The organism is Bacillus cereus group sp. MYBK30-2 (assembly GCF_051915945.1).
Classification (GTDB): domain Bacteria; phylum Bacillota; class Bacilli; order Bacillales; family Bacillaceae_G; genus Bacillus_A; species Bacillus_A paramycoides.
On the sequence record NZ_JBQAFR010000001.1, the window covers coordinates 488,281 to 509,551 of the forward strand.

The window sequence follows — 21,271 nt, forward strand, 5'->3', positions numbered from 1 at the left end:
CCCTAATGATAAACCTCCCATAATAATAGGAACACATCACCGCAGTAATGATAGATTTCACGCGCTGCTTCTTCTCCGCCATGTAACATCTTCATATGAAACTCTGTAATCATTAACACTTTTTCGATAAACTCCCATTCGTAACCAAGCTCTATTAAAAAGCGGCAAGCGATATGGGTACTGACATACTCGTGACCATAATACGAATGGTACCCCTTTAGTTTTTTAAATTGATCTGACACCTCGCATAACATAAAAAACGAGATGCGATTACATCTCGTTTTTTTACGCCCTTTATTTTTATCATCCACCTTACGTTACTTAGATCGTGGACAAACTAAAAACTACACTCAGATATTTGTGGTACTCCATTTTTTAGTACCGGTATTTTTCTAGATACTTTTTAAGCAATATTGGGATTAGCTTTTTTACCAATCCACATACCTAAGCCCACCATGCCAAGCCAACAGCAAATTGCTAACATAAACATCAATCGTTGTACGGATAACCCTTCAATCTGCATTTGACTCTTCCCAACAATTGTTTGGAAAAGTTGCGACCATTCGACATCATAAAACACCCCTACTCCCACAATCACAATCAAAATAAAAAATTGTAAAAATATATTCCCCATATTTCTCCATGTTGTGTAAATGAGTAAAGAAAGCTCTCTTTGTGTAGCATTCACCATATATACTTTCATATTATTTTGAGAAGAAATACTATTAATGGCATAGCTGCCAAATGTAACGCTAAGGACTATAAATATTGGAGAATAAAACCCGAATATCATGATTAAGGTACTTACTAAAAACAAATGGATTGGATTAACTTTCTTAACAGCTTTGATATCTAAAAATATGGACATCAAAACCCCTAATAGGTATGGACCAACTACAATGAAAATACAGGTTAACATGTTATAGAAAGTAAAACTATAAAAAATACCCATCAAAAATAAATATCCATTTCCTAATCCAAGTAAAAATGATTCTGCCTTTAATCGAATTGGTAAAGAAGATGAAAGTTTATGAAAGAACTTTCCTTTCAACAAACTCAAAAACATGAAACAAATAAGCGCTATAGAGAGCAGAAAAAAATAGAAAATATATTGTTCATTATTTAGGTTACGACTTGTTCGTATCATAAGAATAAGCATTGAGACAAAAAGAAACTTTCCTACTACCGATACGATGGAGATAGGTAAAAACCCTTTGGCTAACTCCGTTCTCGGCATCATTTTTATAGCAAAAAGGATACTGAGTAAACAAATCCCATATATGCATGTTATCAGCGGCGGCGATAGAAAACTAATCGCTAACAATACGATGATTAGTAAAAGAAAAACGATACCAATAATAATCGCTTGTTGATTTTTATTATAAATCTTTCCCCCACCTTCAACATGTAGAAACAATAAAGTACTCGTCATCGTAGAAATTGTACTAACTGCAAAACCAGAAACTAACGCACTGATTTCTAGCCATTTTGAACTCCATCCAAAGAAAGTAACACTAAGTAATGATACTATCAGAATAGAAATAGCCCAATATAAGGAGCGTTGAATCCCAGCTTTATTCACAATAGGTATCCAGATAAACACACCCGTCATATAGGTTGTATAAAACAAGATTGATGGCCAGTATCCCTCAAAGCCTTTCGAAATCTGTAATCCATAAACAATATAAATAAGCATGGGTGTGAAGATAGTCGTTATTAGTAGACTAAATGTAGTTATACTTTGCACCACAAGTCTTTTTTGTTTTGTCGTATGTATCATATAACACCTCACTTAAAATGAAATCAGTAGTTGTTATTACTTATTCTATCCGAAACGAGGTTGTTATATATGCGCTATCCAATTGAAATTCCCATTACGAGGGAAACTCAATCTAAATCTATATTAAATTAAGTGGAGTTCAAAAAAGGTGGATTTTGTGATTCTTATAAATAAAATTAATGGATATATTCAAAACCTTAATCATAAATGGAACAAATGTGTTACCTAGATTGTCTATTACGTATAAAAAAGGTGTTCTTGGTAGTTCTCTCATTTTGTAACGTAAGAAATACAAGAGGAGTGCTATCCTGTACATTTGTTAATTGTATCGGTATGTAAAATACCTAAACAAAATCCATATATTCTTGAAAGAGGTTGAAAATGTATGATAGTTTCAAAGAAGTTTTTTCATATTTCACATTATAAAAAGATGCTATCTGTAGTATTACTTTCATGTGCAACGATTATAGGCTGTTCCAATAGTAATACTCAATCTGAATCCCCCAAACAAACCAAACAAGAACATATAAGTAATCCATCTTTTGTTAAACTTGAAAAAGAATATGATGCTAAACTTGGTATTTATGCATTGGACACAAGTACGAATCAAACTGTTACTTATCGTTCAGATGAACGGTTTGCATACGCATCTACCCACAAAGCCCTTGCTGTTGGAGCACTGTTACAAAAGAAATCAATAGAAGATTTAGAACAAAGAATTAAGTATACTAGCAAAGATCTTGTGAATTACAATCCAATTACTGAAAAATATATAGATACAGGTATGACTTTGAAAGAGCTTGTGGATGCTTCCATTCGATATAGCGATAATACTGCACAAAACCTTATTCTTAAGCAATTAGGTGGGCCAAGTGAATTCAAAAAATCACTGAGAGAAATAGGAGATACTGTTACAAATCCTGAACGTTTTGAACCAGAATTAAACGAAGTACAGCCAGGAGACACTCGTGATACTAGTACCCCAAAGGCATTAGCTACTAGTCTTCAAGCTTACGCGCTAGGCGATATACTTTCAATTGAGAAACGGAACTTTTTAATAGATTTGATGAAAAGGAATACTACGGGGGACAACTTAATTCGTGCTGGAGTTCCAGGAGAATGGGAAGTAGCCGATAAGACTGGCTCTGGGTCCTATGGAACAAGGAATGATATCGCAATTATTTGGCCACCAAATAAAAAGCCAATTGTTCTTGCGATACTTTCTAATCATGCTAAAGAGGATGCGGAATACGATGATAAACTTATTGCAGACGCAACCAAAATAGTGTTAGATTCTTTAAAAGTAACGAATAAATAATAATAGTCATGAATGTAAGCTGCTCCTACTTTACGGTACATATAGTTTGAAAGACATTTACGTATCTAAACGCTAAGAAGTATCATTGAATGTATTTAAATTATTCAATACCAAATAATAAGCATCTCTTGTTAATAGGTTTACTATGTTTTAAATGAGCAAATACTTTAGTATATAGCTTTTGAGTAATCCAATTTTAGTTTTTTGAAATTTAGTATGCAGCACTGGAAAACAGGTTAATTCACTATAGTTGTCGAATATTCTGTGCTTAGTTATCTCCAGGTTGATATACTATAAACACAATCGTTCTAGAAGGGTGATGATATTATGTATGAACAACAAAATAATAGGGATAGAGATCAAAAAATGATGCTTTCTATGCAAGGAGTTCCCACAAATAAAGTTAACATGAATCAATTACCTAAATGGATTAGAATTTTCGGCTATTGTGCGTTTGGTTGGATGATAGTATTTAGTTTCATTATGATTGTAGGTTTGATTCTTCAATAACTATAGAGATAAACAGTTAAACGGGACAGTATTTAGATCTTACATCTAGGTAATGTCTCGTTTTTCATATGCAATTCCTCAATGATATATTAACCGATCATAACAAAAAGAACCTGTAGAATATTCTACAAGTTCTTTTTCAAATATTGTTAAAAAAGGAACAACAAACTATCTTAACATTCAATACAGGGAGACCATTTTGATAATGGCTTGGTTTTATTGTATATCAAATATTAATATTTGAAGAAACTAATTTCCGAAAATTATGTGAATAAAAAATTAGAGTATTTATATTAGATTTCGTTTACTACTAACTTCTTCTTACTTAAATAAACTGCACGATCTGATTTTTTAGCAACTTCCTGTGAGTGCGTCACAACAATAATACATTTATTTTCTTTATGTGCAAGTTCTTGAAACAGTTCTATTATATCCATTGCCGTTTCTTCGTCGAGGTTTCCTGTTGGCTCATCCGCGATCAGTAAATCAACATTACAAGATAACGCTCGAGCAATTGCTACACGCTGTTGTTGCCCGCCACTTAGTTGCAAAACGTTACGTTTCGCTTCTACTTCTGTGAGCCCTACCTTCTCTAATAATTCTAATGCCCTTGCAGTTTTATTTTGCACTTTAACACCTGTAATTTCCATAGCTGTTAGGACATTTTGAAGAGCAGTCATATAGGTAATTAAATTATAAGATTGGAAAATTACAGATACATTTTGATTACGGTATCGATCCAAACCAATTTTCCGAATATCTTTTCCGTTATACAGTACGTAACCATTTTTAGGGACATCCAGTCCACAACCTAAGCTCAGAGTTGTGGTTTTACCAGATCCAGATGGTCCTAAAATCGTGTAGAAATGCCCTTTTTGAAAAGAAAAATTAACATTATCTAATATCGCTACATTTTTGCCATTACTTTCATAGTAATAGTCCAAATTTTTAAATTGTAAAATCGTTTCCATATCGAGCCTCCTTATTCATCTTTTAAAAGAATTTGTTTTGGGTTTAAACGTAGAATAGATAATGCTGGAAGAAGCGTTGCTAATATAGCAATAGCTAGTCCTATCCCTCCCATTTTGCCTACATCTTCTCCTGTTACACTTACATCAATTTTATCAATCGGATCCTCTTTTTGATTTTGTACAGTTCCACCAGGTCCAGACATCATTACAGTCCCATTTTGCGGGGTGTTTGTTTCTTCGCTTGCTGTAGCAACTTCACTTGAAAGTAAATTATCCCCTATGAATTGAGAAACTTTAGCTCCTGTTGTTATGGATAATCCAAATGCTAAAATAGCGATACATACTACTTCTACTACAAACTGCGCCATCAGCTTCCACTTTTTTTCTCCAATGGACAATAGAATCCCCATTTCTTTACGACGCCCTTTAATCGATAACATAATGATTAACCCTAATATAATCGCACCTGCAATTGATACAATATAAATAATCATTTGAGAAGTAGATGAGATATTTTCGATAGGCCCAATCATTTGTTTGTACAATGAATCATGTGCATCTAATTTATAATAATTAAAATTAATATTAGATTTTTTTGCTTCTTTTTTAAATGCTTCAATGTTTTGTGGGTCTTTCAAGAAATACACGACTTGAACGCTACTTATACCTTGGTCTACTTCTAATTTTTTCATAGTTGAATGCGGCATATATAGTTTATTAGCTGGATCCATTATAGGAGGGGCCTGTTGACCCATTGCTTGCTCATTCGTTTCGTAAATGCCGATAATTTCAACTTCAAGGGTTTCCTTCTTATCCCCTGATTGCATTTTAACTTTGTCTCCTACTTTCAAATTGTTTAATTCCGCTAATCGTTTTTCCATTAAAGCTACATTCTGATCTTTCATCTGTTCTGTAATTGGTTTCCCATCAATGATTTTACTTTTTCCGTTCTTAAAGCTTTCTTGTAATGCAGTCTTGCGAACTCCCTCAATCATAAAGGAAGCATTCATATCTATTTCTGTACCGGAGCTTGAACCGCCTCGTACAGCCGCCATTCCCGTTTTACCCTTTCCTTCTTCTTCTCCTTCTGAAGCTCCTACTAGTTTAAGTCCATCCGAAATTCCGAAAGTATTGCTTATGTAATTATAGTCTTTTACATATTTTGACTTCGCTAATTGATCTGCTTCTTTCGTGTTGAGCTTCGGCGGATTAGGCATCTCTCCAGTTTCCCGAGCTTGTTGACCTAATTTGTCAAAATCAAGACTTAAAGTAACATCTGCACCTAGTTTTTTTCTTGCTGCATCCGCAGCTTTTTTGGATGCATTTTGGATTGCAAATCCTGCCAACACTAAATTTGTAACAATTAGGAAGACTGCCATCAAAATTAATGATGTTCCTACTCTTTTTTTCATACTGAGAATTGCTCGTTTCATAAAATTCATTTTTTCTTACCTCCTTGATAACTTGTATTCTATATAGGTTATCTAGAGTCTATATGGAGCTAATCGGTAGTTTATCTAGAGATATAAGGAGTTTATGTGTAGTTATGCATTGACCTGATCAAGAAAAACTGGAGCACAATTTCAAAAACGCAATCGTTTTTGAATATTGGTAAAGAGTCACTCCATTTAAGGCACTTATAGAAAAAAGAAAGAGTTAAGCTTTATTTAATGTATATAACATACAAATTTATGTTTGTTGTGTAATTTTTACACAACAAAGAAAAAGCATCCTATTTGGATAGTTATATGGGTATTTATTAATGTCTTTCATAGAAAGCACGTCACTTCAAAAGGTGTACCTTTTAATACGAAAAAAAGAAAGTTAATATTCTCTTATAATAATGAGAATATTAACTTTCTTTTTAGATTTTAGTATAAATTATTTATGGTTTTATTTTATTGCTAGTTTTATAATATAATATACAAATTTATCACCTATTTTTATAATTCAAGCACCTAATATTAGGAAAAGAGAACATTTGATAAATTGATATTCTTCTAGAAATACATTTAGATTATTCATGATGTATAATCCTTTTAATATTTTATAATTAATTTACAGCATAAATAAAACATAAATTTTGCCCATGTTTTAAACAATATGTATTTTGGAGGAGGTTAATTTGATTTTTTCAAAACTCATTGATCGATACGCCTTGTATGATTTGCACAAAAAAAGAAGTGTAGAGTTTCAGTATGCTTCTCTTTCTAACACTTCACTAGATATAAAGGACATAGATTTTTTTTATAAAGTAAAACCATCTGATATTCATTTTAACATTAAGCATTCAAAACAGGAAAAGGAATACATGGTTGGACAATTCAAATATAAAAGCTCGGTTCAATCTGGTGATTCACGCAACGACTCTGTAACTGGAGAAATATTCTTACATAAAAATGAAGATGCACCTCATGTCATCTTTGTTCATGGTTGGAGAATGGATTCTAACGAACGTGTAAAAAAAATATTTCACGACCATATGACCAACTTGAGGTGGAATATGTATTATTTCACTCTACCATATCACTTTGAAAGAAAACCCAAACAATCCCTTTTCAGTGGAGAGTACATGGTAAGTGCCAATATTGAACGAACTGTAGAAGCAACTAGACAAGCGGTAGCTGATTTACGAACTTTGATCAAATGGGTTAAAGCAAATAAAAATGGTCCCCTGATTCTAATAGGAATCAGTTTAGGTGGGGTTATTACTAACCTAACATCTCTTGTTGAGCCAGAGATTGATGTATTAGCATCCATTTTCTACGCGAATCGGCTATCGTATTCAATTTGGAAGACAAATCCAGGTAAATTTATTAGAGAAGACTTGGAACATCATGGTGTAACATATGATGATTTAATAGATTATTGGAAAATCACTGAACCGAGTCAAGCATTACCAAAAGTAAAAAAAGAAAATATTTTATTAATTTCAGGCAAGCACGATCTATATGTGCACTCTGAGGATACGGACTACTTGTGGGAATCCTGGGAAAGACCTACACGATATATTTATACATGTGGACATGCCGGGATTGTTCTTAAACGTAAAAAAATTGCAATTGATACTATCGATTTTATTCGGAATCGATTGAACTCCCCACACTTACCCAATGACATGCATTAAGACGGGAGATTACTAAGTACAGAATCTTATACTTGCAATGTTTCATTTTATACCAAGCTCATTTTTAAATCTTCCTTTCTACTGGTATCTCCCTTAACCTTACACGATTGGAAAATGAACTAAAGTCTAGGAAATAACTAAGAAACAAACTCGCCATATGAAAAAGCGCTACTCATCATTTTCACCAGTGGCTCCTTTTTATCAAAAGAAATTATTGTTGTTTACCCTTTATATGCAATATTACATATAATAATCTTTATTTGTTCTGTTATAATTTTAAGAGTAAATTATTCATCCATTAATTTACACCATCCATATCTACAGTTATGGAAACCCTAATTTCATATAAAAAAGAGAAGAACATTGGTGAGTTCTTCTCTTTTTGTTTATTTTTTTAAGATTAATATCTAAAGTGATTATTGCAATTACTTTAAGCTGGCTTTTGAATTGTAAATTCTGATTTTCATACCTCTTCATGAGTCTAGAAAAAGAAAAATGTATTTTAGATAATTTTATAAATAAATACAAAAATATCTCCCCCCTACTGTTACAATAGCAACAATCTCTTGTTTATTTTTCTTATTAAATTGTAATATAATTACAGTATGTGAAATTATACTAATTTGACTTTAAAAGCGAAGTGAAAACAACCGTCACTTCGCTTTTTGCATTTATAATCCTTATTTAATTTGCTCAATTCAGTATACACTTTCACATTATTTGCTTTTATTTAATCGGCTTTTCTGATTTTAAAACAAATGAACTTAATGCAGGAACTTTAATTTTATTGTCATGGACAACATAAAGTGTTTTACTTCCCGCCTGCTTACCGTCTACTAGTACTTTCCATGGACCTTTCGATGGGAGCGTTATGTCAACCGCTTCTCTATTTGCATTGTGAGCCACCATAAAGTATTCAGTTTTATTCTCATTACCCTTTCCATCTATTGTATAAGCTACAACATTTTTTGGAGCATCAATAAAAGATATATCCTTTTTAATTTGCTCTGCAGATGTCATTCGAAAAGCTGGGTATTTTTTGCGTAAATCTATTAAGCCCTTCATATACTCTACTTCATTATTATACGCTGCACGGCGCAACCAATCCATTTGGTTAATTGAATCAGTAGATTTGTAACTGTTATGATCACCATACTTTGTGCGCATAAACTCTTGTCCTGCATGTAAAAATGGAATACCTTGCGATGTTAATAAAATAGAAGAAGACAATTTATGCATTTGTTTTCGCACTTCTTCACTGTCACCTGAATTAGTCAACTCAAGTTTATCCCATAATGTATGATTGTCATGTGCTTCCACATAAGTTAGCACCTGCTCTGGATCTTGATAGGTAGACGAGTTTGTATCATAGTCAATACCTGCTGTAATGCCTTTTTTAATACGGTCTTCCATGTTTTGCTTTCCATTTACAAAACCATTATCTTTATCCTCAAATACACTACCTTTCAATCCATCACGTATATTATCGTTAAAATGAGCAATCCCTTTCATTTTCTCTGCATTTTTTTGATTTGCTTTCAATTCAGCTGCAAGAGGTGTATTTAAATCCCAGCCTTCTCCATGCAGAATAATAGAAGGATCAATTTGATTAACACTTTTACGTATCTCATTCATCGTTTCATAATCATGAATACCCATTAAATCAAAACGGAACCCATCTAAATTGTATTCTTTTGCCCAGTATGTTACAGAATCAACCATAAATTTCCTCATCATTTTTCGTTCTGAAGCTGTATCATTTCCTACTCCAGTTCCATTTGCAAATGTTCCATCTTCATTGTAACGATAATAATAACCTGGAACTAACTTATGAAAATTAGATTCAGCGGCATTATACATATGGTTATATACTACGTCCATCACAACACGAAGATTATTATCATGCAGTGTTTGAATCATTTGCTTTAATTCCGTTATTCGAACAGTCGGCTCATAAGGATTTGTAGAATAGGAGCCCTCTGGGACGTTGAAATTTTTCGGGTCATATCCCCAGTTATATTGTGGTTCGTTTAAAGTTTCTTCATTTACTGAAGCATAATCAAATATCGGTAAAAACTGAACGTGAGTAACACCAAGATCTTTAATATGATCAAGCCCTGTTTTTACACCTTCAGGCCCTTTTGTTCCTTTTTCTGTTACACCTAAATATTTTCCTTTATGCTTAATACCACTTTCAGGTTGGATGGAAAGATCGCGTACATGCAATTCATAAATAATAGCATCTTCCGGATTTTTAAATTTTGGCTTTTTATTCGCTTTCCAGTTTTTCGGATTTGTTTCTTTTAAATCAACGACTACACCTTTATCTCCATTTACAGAAGCAGCACGCACATACGGATCAACCGCTTCAGTCCACTTATCACCAATTTTCACCTTATACGTATAAAAGAGACCTTTTTGGTTCCCTTTAAGTTCTGCTATCCAAGTTCCTTTTTCACCTTGTTGCATGTTTATTTCAGTACCTATTTTATCGCTCCATTTTTTATATGTAACTAACTTCGCTTCACTCGCAGTAGGAGCCCATAAACGGAACTTTGTATGTTGTGGAGTATATATATTCCCTAAATCATTACCACCATAATAAAATGAATTATCAAATTCCTCGCTACGAATGACTTTGCCTATTTCAGTATTCGCATCAGCGAAGTTTTCTATTTTAACTTTGTATGTTTGTTTTAAATCAATTTTCTGTTCCGTAATTATTTTAACTTTATTTGTAATATCTCCACCATTTGTATCAAGAGGACTAATTCCCTTAATTTTAATGCCCTCAATTTCAATTTTCTGTTCCTTAATATTGAATGGAACATTAGTAGTTACAGTGATTTCATTGAAACTATCAATAGTAGCTTTTTGAATAGAGAGTTCAGAAGAAGGCTTAGAATCATATACTTTTTCATCGCCAGAAAGGACCCATACTTCAGCACGACCGTCCTTTATATTTTCAATCCAGCGATCACCACCATCTTTTTCCCATTCATTCGTACGAATTATAAATCCTACACGATTATAGTCACCATCTATTTTTATCTTAGCGTACTTTCCAAATTCATCTTCACCATTAAATTCATAAGATTTACCATTTACATTTTCTCCCCATATCCAAAGATTCCAGTCTTTTGTATTTCCAGACTTCTCTTTGTAATGAATGATAATTTCAGTAGTTTTCGAATTTGAAACGGCCTTCACACTCTGAAAAGAGAAAACAGATGATAACATAACGATAATGGTAAGTAATAAAAACGATTTGTTAATTAATCTTTTTGTAATTCGCACCACATACACCCTTTCTTTAAATATTACGAGCGATTTATTATACTCATACTAAATAACACTGCTTAAATTAATCTAGAAATCTCTTTTACTTCACCTCCATATTTGCTATTTTCACATATGTATTTCAATGATCTTTTAATACGAAAGCGTTTGCATTAAAGATTAAAAAAATAGATTTGTTTATACCTTCTTATATTTGTAAATACTAAAAGATCAGGGAAATCATTTTAAAGCAATCGTTTGTTATCGCTTTCATTCTATAGCACTTACTACTAAGAGGTCAATATATTATTAATTTTCTGTTTTTACTAATTTCATTTATGGTTAAAGTCACAACTTATTGAAGTTAGACAGAGTGAATAGTATTTAAATTTGAAAATAAACTTATCTTCTAGACAAAATAAGTTTATTTCCGCTAATGCCTTGCTACATTACAAAAAAACAGCTAATATCATATCAAGATATTAGCTGTTTTTTGTAATGTATTAATATATGAATAAAAACTATATTTCTAACTTACTTAATTATACAACTTATTTAAACTTATATTTCGGATATGAAGTTATTTGTTATTTTGTATTTTTTTAATCGGTACAAATAAAGCACTGATTTTTCGATAAAACTGGTACATTCACTTGCAATGAACAACTTGATAAATATTGCAAAATATGAATTTCAGCTTGAATAGCTTCTGTACTTTTTTCTTCTTTTTCTACAAATCTAAGGAAAAAATGCTCACCATTATTTTGAAAAATAAATACAAAATTTGAGCTAGCACGCATGTAATAAAGATTACCTTCATCGTATTCCCAGTTTGTTAAAATATTTTCAGCAAAAGAACTTCGCCATTCTTCATCAACAGTTACGACCACTTTTAACATCGTACTTAATTTCATCATACAATCCACCTCATCACGTTTTTAAACAATGTGGAAATGTACTTTATGTATGATGTATAAAATACTGCTTAATACTTATTAATGTATACACCATCAATTATGTGAGAAAGATCTAGATGTATTTCCACATGTTTCTCTTTTAAAGACTTCATCCGATCTACTCACCTCCTTTTATTCGTTAAGAAAATTATAACAATTAAGAACATGTTCTATCAATCAAACATTAAATAAATGTAAAAAATCACCCTATTCATTCATTTTTAATGCGTATGTATGTACATTTGTTAATTTATTCGATATATTATGGGTATTGAATGATTACGAAAAATTTATAGGTCGCTTATATAACACCTTATATTTTTATATCCGTGAAAACTACAAAATGTATGAAATTCCATTTGTCAAATGAATTTAATGCGGAAGGAGGTTTGTGGTTATTTCATCGGGATATAATAATCAGTTTTATTGAACTGATAAAAATACAGGAGGCGACATGATGTTTCGTACGATTTCAAACTTTATGAGAGTGGCTGAGATAAGAAACAAAATTCTTTTTACACTAGCGATGTTAATTGTTTTTCGAATTGGCACGTTTATTCCAGTTCCTCATACTAACGCAGAGGTATTAAAAGTACAAGATCAAGCCAACGTTTTAGGCATGCTGAACGTATTTGGCGGAGGAGCACTGCAACACTTCTCAATCTTTGCTGTAGGTATCACACCATATATTACAGCTTCTATTATTGTACAATTACTACAAATGGACGTTGTACCTAAATTTACAGAATGGGCAAAACAAGGAGAAATGGGCCGCAAGAAATCAGCTCAATTCACTCGATACTTTACAATCATTCTCGCATTCATACAAGCCATTGGAATGTCTATTGGCTTTAATAATATAGCAGGCGGACAATTAATAACAGATCCAAGCTGGACTACATACTTATTTATTGCGACAGTTTTAACTGCTGGTACTGCATTTTTACTTTGGTTAGGTGAACAAATCACCGCTAACGGCGTCGGTAATGGAATCTCAATGATTATCTTCGCAGGTCTTGTTGCAGCGATTCCAAACGTTGCAAATCAAATTTATTTACAACAATTTCAAAACGCAGGCGATCAGTTATTTATGCATATCATAAAAATTCTCTTAATTGGACTTGTTATTTTAGCAATTGTTGTAGGTGTTATTTACATCCAACAAGCTGTTCGAAAAATACCTATTCAATATGCAAAAGCTGTTTCAGGAAACAATCAATATCAAGGAGCAAAAAATACTCATTTACCTCTTAAAGTAAATAGTGCAGGTGTTATCCCTGTCATCTTTGCTTCTGCCTTTTTAATGACGCCGCGTACAATAGCGCAGCTCTTCCCTGATTCAAGCTTATCTAAATGGATAATTGCGAACTTCGATTTCGCACATCCAATTGGAATGACACTTTATGTAGGTCTTATCGTTGCTTTCACATATTTCTATGCATTCATTCAAGTGAACCCTGAACAAATGGCTGAGAATTTGAAAAAGCAAAATGGATACGTACCTGGCATTCGTCCAGGTAAATCTACAGAACAATATGTAACAAAAATTTTATATCGCTTAACATTTATTGGCGCAATTTTCTTAGGAGCAATTTCAATATTGCCACTTGTATTTACGAAAATCGCTACATTACCGCCATCTGCTCAAATCGGTGGTACAAGCTTACTTATCATCGTAGGTGTAGCATTAGAAACGATGAAGACGTTAGAAAGCCAACTTGTGAAACGTCATTATAAAGGATTTATAAAAAAAGTGAATTAATTACGAAAACACGCTAGATATCACACTTGTTATCTAGTGTGTTTTTTATTATAAAAACTTATTTTTCAAAACTACATTTCCTTCTTCAATAACTTCCCTTGCTTAAAATAAACTCCAAGTGTAGTACGATTCGCTAAAAATACACCAATCAAGATTAAACAAGCTCCAATACCCATTGCAGGATTTAAAGGCTCTCCTAAAATGATATATCCCACAATAACAGCGATTAATGGTGATACATATAACCACGTTGATGGAAATACTGGATTTGTTTTTGATAAGAGCCAGTAGTATAAGCCGTGTCCACCAATCGACCCTACAAATATGAGATATAAAATCGGCCATTGTACATTCCAAGATATTAAGATTGCTAGATTTGGCTGTTCAAATGCAATAGATACAATTAATAACAAAATCCCACCATAAAACATTTGAATACCGTTAATTAGAAATGGTGATACGTCCGATAAATCTGAAAGTATTTCTTTTGAATGAATAGAACCTATTCCGTAAAATAACTCTCCCACTAATATAACGAGGCAAGCGATGCTCCATATAAATGTTAGTTCTTGATGCAGTCCAGGTAAAGAAATACAAAAAACACCTACAAGTGCTATAACTAAAGCAACGAGTTGTTCTTTTTGTAATTTCGTTTTATTTCGCCTTGACTGCCATATCAAAATCATCATTGGTCCCGTCGCAGAAAGGACAGCAGCTAAGCCAGAAGAAATATGTTGTTCAGCCCAGTACAATGTTGCAAATGTCATAAATGTTAAACAAAAACCAGCGTACATAATACGCTTTGAAAATAAATATGGCATAATTTCTTTTCGTTTTAACTTAAATATAACCATAAGAATAATCCCCGCCAAAAAGAAACGAATTCCTGCCGAAAACAAAGGTGGTGCACCTGCTTCTATTCCGAGCTTTATCGTTAAAAATGTTGTTCCAAAAATGATACATACTAAAATGTAATTGAAAATGACCATTAAGCTTCCTCCTTTTTACTCTTGAAATGAGTATAGAGGATACGGTGTATAACAGTGTATTAGCGCTTATAACAGTTGCCCACAGTTATAGTTGATTACTAGCATATTTTTCGCTTTAATAAAATTAAAAAGAAAAATAGGTGATGCCATGAAGATTGTACTACGTAAAGAATCCAACATACCCTATTATCAACAAATATATATGCAAATTGTTGAGAGAGTGCAAAACGGAATGCTTTTACATGGTGATTCCCTCCCTTCTTTACGCTCTATGGCCGTGGATTTGCAAATTAGCTTATTAACTGTTCGTAAGGCATATAAACAGTTAGAAACGAAAGGTTATATACGGATTGAGCAAGGAAAAGGTGCTTATATATATAAACGTGTAAAGAAAGATTTCAAACCAATTCCATATCAATGGCAACAAACGAAATCCATCAATGTTCTGCGTTCTCAATATGTAATGAATCAACATCGTAAATATTATGATTTTTCACAAGCGATCTTGTATCCACGTTTATTACCAAATCCATTTCTATCTGATGAAATGCACAAATTACTTAATAAAGACCAGATGATACTAGCTACTTACGGACCTGTTCAAGGCGATAGTGAGCTCCGAGGTGAAATAGCCAATTACTTAAAAGAACACCAACAATTAGTTACAGATCCATCTCAATTATTAATTACAAGCGGAGCCCAGCAAGGAATCAATTTAATCGCCCAAACATTATTAAAACCTGGAGACATAGTGTTAGTAGAAAGTCCGTGTTATGGCGCTGCACTTGATGTGTTTGTTAATAAAGGAGCTCAAATTATACCTATCAGTCTTGATGAAAACGGAATTCGCTCTGATTTGATCGATGATATTTGTCAAAGAAAGAATCCTGTTTTGTTGTATGTGAATCCTACTTTTCAGAACCCGACAGGTACTGTGATGAGTAAAGAAAGACGCATGGAGATTGTAGAGCTAGCAGAGTTATACCAATTTTTTATACTTGAAGATGATTCTTTCGGAGAAATATATTTTGAGGATGCTATAGTACCACCTCCAATGAAAAGCTTTGATACGAATGGTCATGTTATATATGTAAAAGGATTTAGTAAGACGTTAGCACCAGGACTTCGCATTGCAGCACTTGTAGCCGAAGGACCTATTTTTGAATGGCTTTATGCAGTAAAGGGTTCAATGGATATTGGCAGTCCTTTATTAACACAAAAAGCACTCCTTCCCTTTTTACGTGCAGAACGTATGAAAAATCATTTAGAAAAATTACGTACAGCTTTACAAATAAGACGTGATATAACAATTGATATATTATTGCCATTAAAAGAAATACAGTTTGAAATACCTAATGGCGGATTTAATTTATGGGTTACACTTCCTGACTCAATCGATCCCTTTACATTACTACAAAAAGCTAATGAAGTAGATGTTTCTTTTTTACCCGGCACAGCTTGTCTATTAAATCATGAAACTCAATGTAATCACTTGCGAATTAGTTATTCAATGTTAAATGAAAAAGATATGTTGATTGGTTTAGAGAAATTACATGATACAATAAGCAATTTTAAATAGTCTTTTCAGGGATTTTGAGATACCTTAATAACGAATGTTAATGTTACTTAAAGTTAATAGGATATTTATAATATATGCTTGTCCTTTTTATTTGTGTGTAATCTATATATAACAATTGTAATTATTATCTACAAATTTACCCTTATTGTTCTTTCTTACATTTAATCATTAAAAAATTTATTGAAGGCTTATTTTTCGCGTTCTTATTTGGTTCGTCAATTTCTGAAACTTGTACCAATCCATACTTATTAAAATCTTGTTTTACGGATTCAGAATCATAGAAGTACATTTTCACGCCTTCCATTAGTGAATATTATTTCTTTTTATTAATTTCAGCTTTATATTGTACGATTATTTAACGTTATTTGATAAAATAAGTAAGCTTTACAAATGCCCTAGTTCTCATAGTTTTCATCATGTGAAAACTATTTATAACACCCTTAGTCAAAAGTACTTCTCCCCATGTATACTTGATTTTTGCTCTTGTATTTTTTATTCATTCATGTATTATATGATGAAAGAAACTTCACAAGAAGAAAACTAGTGTCAATGAGGTGTATCATATGGAAACAAAAAATAACGTTACAATTGGTTCTTTCGTACAATTTCCCTATCGTAATAACTCCTCCTTACAATTAACAGGTTATGTAGTGAATATCTTACAAAATACGATTGTAGTTGATATTGCAGAGATTGCAGAAACACATGCTATAGACGAAACTAGACAAGTCGTAAAACATGGTTGTTATCACAAAATGAAGTAAACTTATAATAGATAAAAAGATCCTAGTACCCACTAGGATCTTTTTATCTAACGTTGGACAGTTACCACGCTTAAGGGTACCGCATGGTGGAAAGTATCCTGTGAAACAATTACTTGTATAGACTTTTCCATTACAATCATATGCATAAATAAAATAGTGAATAAATAAAAGACAAGATGATGGTAACATCCCGTCTGATATGTAACTACTGCTGTTAGGTGCTAGGTTACAAAAAGTTATTTTCTTTTTGAACCACCTTTATTACGATTGGCTGACGTGAGGTTGTTCTTTTATGTTTATTGTAACTGTTAAAAAATCACTTCTACTTGATTCATTTTCAGCCAAACCAAATATACATTGTATTAGCCATTAGTTCCTTATTCATAAAGGATATAGTATTTAGTAAAACTTGTTTTTTGACCAATTTTTTTAGTTTTAAAGCCATCGACTAAACTTCCTGATGTATATTCTCTTTATAATCTGAGTAACTAGTGCATACATTGTTAAAATTCCCAATAACCACAGAAAATAATAAAACGGAAGTGGAGTTAAGCCAATTTGAGCACTTAAACTGGTAAATGGAAGGGAAATCCCTATAATCATAACTAAGCCTGTAAGTACCAAAACTGGCCCAGCAGCCGTACTTTGTAAGAAAGGAATATGTTGAGTACGAATCATATGTACAATTAATAATTGTGTTAATAACCCTACTACGAACCAACCCGTTTGAAATAAGGATTGCATTTCAGGAATATTTGCACCAAATATATTCCACATTACAATAAAAATGATTATATCAAAAACACTACTTACCGGCCCAATAAAAATGATAAAACGAAATAAATCTTTTGTGTCCCAATTTCTTGGTTTTACTAAAAATTCATTGTCTACTTTATCCCATGGAATTGAAAGCTGGGATAGATTATATAGTAAGTTTTGACATAATATTTGAATTGGTAGCATTGGAAGAAAAGGAAGAAATGCACTAGCAATTAAAAAACTTAATACATTTCCAAAATTTGAACTTGCTGTCATCTTAATATACTTCAGTATATTTCCAAACGTTGTCCGACCTTCCACTATAGCATCTTCTAAAACATGTAAATTCTTTTCTATAAGTATAATATCTGAACACTCTTTAACAATATCATCTGCTGTATGGATAGATACACCAACGTCAGACTGTTTTAAAGCAAACACATCGTTAATTCCATCCCCCATAAACCCAACTGTATGACCATTCATTTGAAGTGCCTTAATAATACGGAATTTTTGACTAGGATTTAATTTTGCGAACACACTTGTTTTACTTGCAAGTTTTACTAATACTTTATCAGGAAGACTATCAATTTCATAACCCAGTACTGGTTCTCCTATATACAAGCCCATTTTCCTACATATATTTCTTGTCACGGACTCATTATCACCAGTTAAAATTTTCACTTGTACTCCTTTCTTTTGTAGAGTATGAAGTGCAGCGATAGCCGATTGTTTGGGTGGATTTAAAAAGCCTACATATCCAACAAGTATCATATCTGATTCATCATCAATTGAGTAACTCCCCACTTTATCACTCTTTAACTGCTTATATGCAACTGCAATAACTCGCGTCCCTTTTTCCTGCCAGAGTTCAATTAAGTGTTTATTTTTACGTTGGATTTCATCTGTAATAGGAATAATCTTATTATTTTCTTTTATATAACTACAAATTGATTCAACTTCTCTAACAGCACCTTTACATATCATTATTCGTTCGTTAGCATTTTTTTCTACAACAACTGAAACTCGTCTTCGATCAAAATCAAATGGGTATTCATCTATTTTTGTGTATTGAGATATATCATATTTACTACTATCTCTTACATAACGCATAACCGATAGATCAATTTCATTTTTATATGCTGTATGAAAGTAACCATTTAAATACGCTAATTTCAAAACCTCATCCGACTTCTCCCCATTTGTATCTGTATGGCGTACCAGGTCCATTTTATCTTCTGTCAACGTTCCTGTTTTATCGGTACAGAGAATATCCATAGCTCCGAGATTATGGATAGAAGATAGTTGTTTTACAAGTACCTTCTTTTTACTCATATTAATAGAACCTTTAGCTAAATTAGCGGTTACAATCATTGGAAGCATCTCTGGAGTAAGTCCAATCGCTACAGCTATAGCAAATAAAAATGCCTCATACCAATTCCCATTTATAACCCCATGTATCATCATGACAATAGGTGTCATGATAATCATAAATTTAATTAATAGCCAGCTAACTTTGCTTACCCCTTTATCGAATCTAGAATCAGATTTCTTGTTCAGTTTGAACTGATTCTTTGCTATTGAACCAAAGTAAGTATCTGTTCCAGTACCTACAACTATTGCTTTTGCGGTACCACTTATAATATGGGTTCCCATAAAACAGAGATTTTCTAATTCAATTAAATTTTGGATTTTTCTAATTTTACGTTTTTTGTACATATGGAAATATTGATTTGATTTTTCAATAGGTAATGCTTCCCCTGTTAGTGATGATTGATTTACAAGTAAATTTTCCGATGAGATAATTCGTACATCTGCAGGTACAATATTCCCAGCAGATAATTCTATAATATCCCCTGGTACAAGATTCTCAAGAGCAACTTGTACCTTTTCACTTTCTTCTAATACCGCCCTCTTATTTTCTTTATATAAAACATTCCCCGCCCTGAGGACGGTTACCTTTTCATATACAAGATTTTGTAATTTTTCTATAGACTTCTGAGAACGAATTTCTTGTATGAACCGAATTAACGCACTTACAGCCACCATAATCCCTACAATAATAGTACCCTTTATATCATTAGTAAGAAAAGATAACATCCCTAATATTATTAGAAGAGAAATAAACGGACTTCTAAAAGAATTAAATAATGTTATGTACCATTTTATTCTTTTTTGATAAACTACTTTATTTTCCCCATATACTTCAAGCCGCTTAGTAGCTTCCTCCTGAGAAAGTCCATGAGACGTTGTTTTAAAAAAAGCTAACGTCGACTCAACATCACTTTTTGCAATTTCACTTAGCATTTTATAATTTTTGCTTAGTACTTCCTGATTATAAAAAGATTTTTTTTTATTAGATCGCAACAACTTAGCCTCCTATCCATTAAATAAAATCCCCCAGTTTTTTCAAAATATAATTTTAAAACTACATTTTTAAAATCACCCTGAATTTTCAATTAAATTTAGAAGTCCTATTGCACTTAAATAGTATTATTCTCACCGTAAAAAGTAATTTTTATTTATAAGTTTCCTCTTATTAGCAGCAAAACTTTTGAATATAATGTGGTCTGTCGCTAGTATAGTAGTGTAGATTCTTCATTTATTATTTTTGAACTTCGTTTGCAAACTTGTTAGCACTTTTTTATATTCCCTCTAATACATACACCTTCACAAAAACATCATACTTAGCTGCTAACTCTTCCAATTTCTTTTCTCTGTATTTTGTAATCGTAAAAAAATGAATACTCGGCATTTTCCCGTTATATTTCTGTTTATAAATTCATGTGAACTCTTCGTACTTTTTTAATTTCTCTTCATTCATTTTCATTTTCTGTGAGCGATTTACTTCAATTGCATGGAGCACGCCTTCTTCATCTCGACATTTCACATACGGAATAATTTTCTTTTTCTCTCCATTCTTCCTGAAGCGTATTTCTGTTTCTACTTGCCAATCATCTGGACATAATAAACGTAACCATGATTCGTTCCTTTGTAATGCATGCGCAAGCTTTCCACTTGATACAACCTTCCCATCATCACCAAACTTTGCATGCCCTTCTTTTGTATAGTCACGCATTAGGATTTGGCTTTTCCCGACAGAAGTTGTAGCAGGCATATATTTCTCCGAATTACGGCTGAAGTCAATTCCGTTGCTATGTAAGTGCAATTCCTCTCCGTTCTTACCGAAGCTTTGTTTTAAGTGTTTAAGAGGGTAAATGGCCAAATCTCCGATAGAATGTATTCCCTTTCGGTTTAACTTTTCTTCTGTTTTGTGCGGAATTCCCCGAAATTTATTAAGTGGTCGTTGTAGCTTTGAAATAAAGTTACGATATTTATAAAAAAGAAACGATGCTTTATTCCTTCAAGTAAAAAATTCTAAGTGAGTTTTGATTAAACATTTTACAAAATTCGTATAATTATTAAAAAAGTAGGAATCCATTTTGATCAATCTTTTTTCAAAATGGATTCCTTTTG

Annotated in this window: 14 protein-coding genes and 3 pseudogenes; 6 read left to right on the plus strand and 11 right to left on the minus strand. The window is 32.4% G+C overall.

All coding sequences use genetic code 11. The features are described from left to right. Window positions 1-2 precede the first annotated feature (2 nt). A complete protein-coding gene (locus ACTFQM_RS02635; protein ID WP_244158132.1) occupies window positions 3-311 on the minus strand; it encodes a hypothetical protein in 309 nt (102 codons plus the stop codon). Between the two features lie 92 nt (window positions 312-403). Beyond that, on the minus strand, window positions 404-1,696 hold the full coding sequence (locus tag ACTFQM_RS02640; protein ID WP_440034375.1) for a hypothetical protein: 1,293 nt from the start codon (window positions 1,694-1,696) through the stop codon (window positions 404-406). A 469-nt stretch (window positions 1,697-2,165) separates the two neighbouring features. Here ACTFQM_RS02640 and bla point away from each other — a divergent pair, with 469 nt between their 5' ends. After that, complete coding sequence (gene bla, locus ACTFQM_RS02645; protein WP_083594796.1) at window positions 2,166-3,098, plus strand: class A beta-lactamase; 933 nt, start codon at window positions 2,166-2,168, stop codon at window positions 3,096-3,098. A gap of 327 nt (window positions 3,099-3,425) precedes the next feature. Continuing rightward, window positions 3,426-3,608, plus strand: a complete 183-nt coding sequence (locus tag ACTFQM_RS02650; protein ID WP_071719493.1) for a hypothetical protein — start codon at window positions 3,426-3,428, stop codon at window positions 3,606-3,608. Between the two features lie 293 nt (window positions 3,609-3,901). Here the strand turns inward: ACTFQM_RS02650 and ACTFQM_RS02655 are convergent, their stop codons facing one another. Both ACTFQM_RS02655 and ACTFQM_RS02660 read right to left on the minus strand, forming a co-directional pair. After that, complete coding sequence (locus tag ACTFQM_RS02655) at window positions 3,902-4,579, minus strand: ABC transporter ATP-binding protein (RefSeq protein ID WP_002172100.1); 678 nt, start codon at window positions 4,577-4,579, stop codon at window positions 3,902-3,904. Between the two features lie 11 nt (window positions 4,580-4,590). Beyond that, window positions 4,591-6,021, minus strand: a complete 1,431-nt coding sequence (locus ACTFQM_RS02660) for an ABC transporter permease (RefSeq protein ID WP_427292282.1) — start codon at window positions 6,019-6,021, stop codon at window positions 4,591-4,593. Between the two features lie 683 nt (window positions 6,022-6,704). Between ACTFQM_RS02660 and ACTFQM_RS02665 the strand changes: the two genes are divergently transcribed. Then, a complete protein-coding gene (locus ACTFQM_RS02665) occupies window positions 6,705-7,706 on the plus strand; it encodes an alpha/beta hydrolase (RefSeq protein WP_071719494.1) in 1,002 nt (333 codons plus the stop codon). 726 nt (window positions 7,707-8,432) lie between these two features. Here the strand turns inward: ACTFQM_RS02665 and pulA are convergent. Together pulA and ACTFQM_RS02675 are read right to left on the minus strand one after the other, a co-directional pair. After that, window positions 8,433-11,003, minus strand: coding sequence for a type I pullulanase (pulA, locus tag ACTFQM_RS02670; RefSeq protein WP_440033358.1), 2,571 nt, complete (start codon window positions 11,001-11,003; stop codon window positions 8,433-8,435). A gap of 584 nt (window positions 11,004-11,587) precedes the next feature. Then, window positions 11,588-11,902: a hypothetical protein gene (locus tag ACTFQM_RS02675; RefSeq protein ID WP_131801209.1), complete on the minus strand. Its 315-nt coding sequence runs from the start codon at window positions 11,900-11,902 to the stop codon at window positions 11,588-11,590. Window positions 11,903-12,398: 496 nt separating this feature from the next. Between ACTFQM_RS02675 and secY the strand changes: the two genes are divergently transcribed. Next, window positions 12,399-13,703 (plus strand): preprotein translocase subunit SecY, encoded by a 1,305-nt coding sequence (secY, locus tag ACTFQM_RS02680; RefSeq protein WP_071719498.1) that lies wholly within the window; start codon window positions 12,399-12,401, stop codon window positions 13,701-13,703. Window positions 13,704-13,774: 71 nt separating this feature from the next. On the opposite strand, the gene ACTFQM_RS02685 is transcribed toward secY, so the two are convergent. Continuing rightward, entirely contained in the window at window positions 13,775-14,692 is a 918-nt protein-coding gene (locus tag ACTFQM_RS02685; RefSeq protein WP_071719499.1) for a DMT family transporter, read from the minus strand. A 148-nt stretch (window positions 14,693-14,840) separates the two neighbouring features. Here ACTFQM_RS02685 and pdxR point away from each other — a divergent pair, with 148 nt between their 5' ends. Then, window positions 14,841-16,271: a MocR-like pyridoxine biosynthesis transcription factor PdxR gene (gene pdxR, locus ACTFQM_RS02690; protein ID WP_071719500.1), complete on the plus strand. Its 1,431-nt coding sequence runs from the start codon at window positions 14,841-14,843 to the stop codon at window positions 16,269-16,271. Window positions 16,272-16,413: 142 nt separating this feature from the next. On the opposite strand, the pseudogene ACTFQM_RS02695 reads toward pdxR, so the two are convergent. After that, a pseudogene (locus ACTFQM_RS02695) lies at window positions 16,414-16,584 on the minus strand (SAM-dependent methyltransferase); the annotation flags it as partial. A gap of 250 nt (window positions 16,585-16,834) precedes the next feature. Here ACTFQM_RS02695 and ACTFQM_RS02700 point away from each other — a divergent pair. Then, complete coding sequence (locus ACTFQM_RS02700; RefSeq protein ID WP_002172089.1) at window positions 16,835-17,035, plus strand: DUF2187 domain-containing protein; 201 nt, start codon at window positions 16,835-16,837, stop codon at window positions 17,033-17,035. A 435-nt stretch (window positions 17,036-17,470) separates the two neighbouring features. Here the strand turns inward: ACTFQM_RS02700 and mgtA are convergent, their stop codons facing one another. From mgtA to ACTFQM_RS02715, 3 genes and pseudogenes are all read right to left on the minus strand, one after another. Next, window positions 17,471-20,164, minus strand: coding sequence for a magnesium-translocating P-type ATPase (gene mgtA / locus ACTFQM_RS02705; protein WP_071719501.1), 2,694 nt, complete (start codon window positions 20,162-20,164; stop codon window positions 17,471-17,473). A 274-nt stretch (window positions 20,165-20,438) separates the two neighbouring features. Next, window positions 20,439-20,858: pseudogene (locus ACTFQM_RS02710) on the minus strand (replication-relaxation family protein); the annotation flags it as partial. Further along, window positions 20,853-21,110 (minus strand): annotated as a pseudogene (locus tag ACTFQM_RS02715) (DNA polymerase thumb domain-containing protein); the annotation flags it as partial. The pseudogenes ACTFQM_RS02710 and ACTFQM_RS02715, both read right to left, overlap by 6 nt. Window positions 21,111-21,271: the final 161 nt, after the last annotated feature.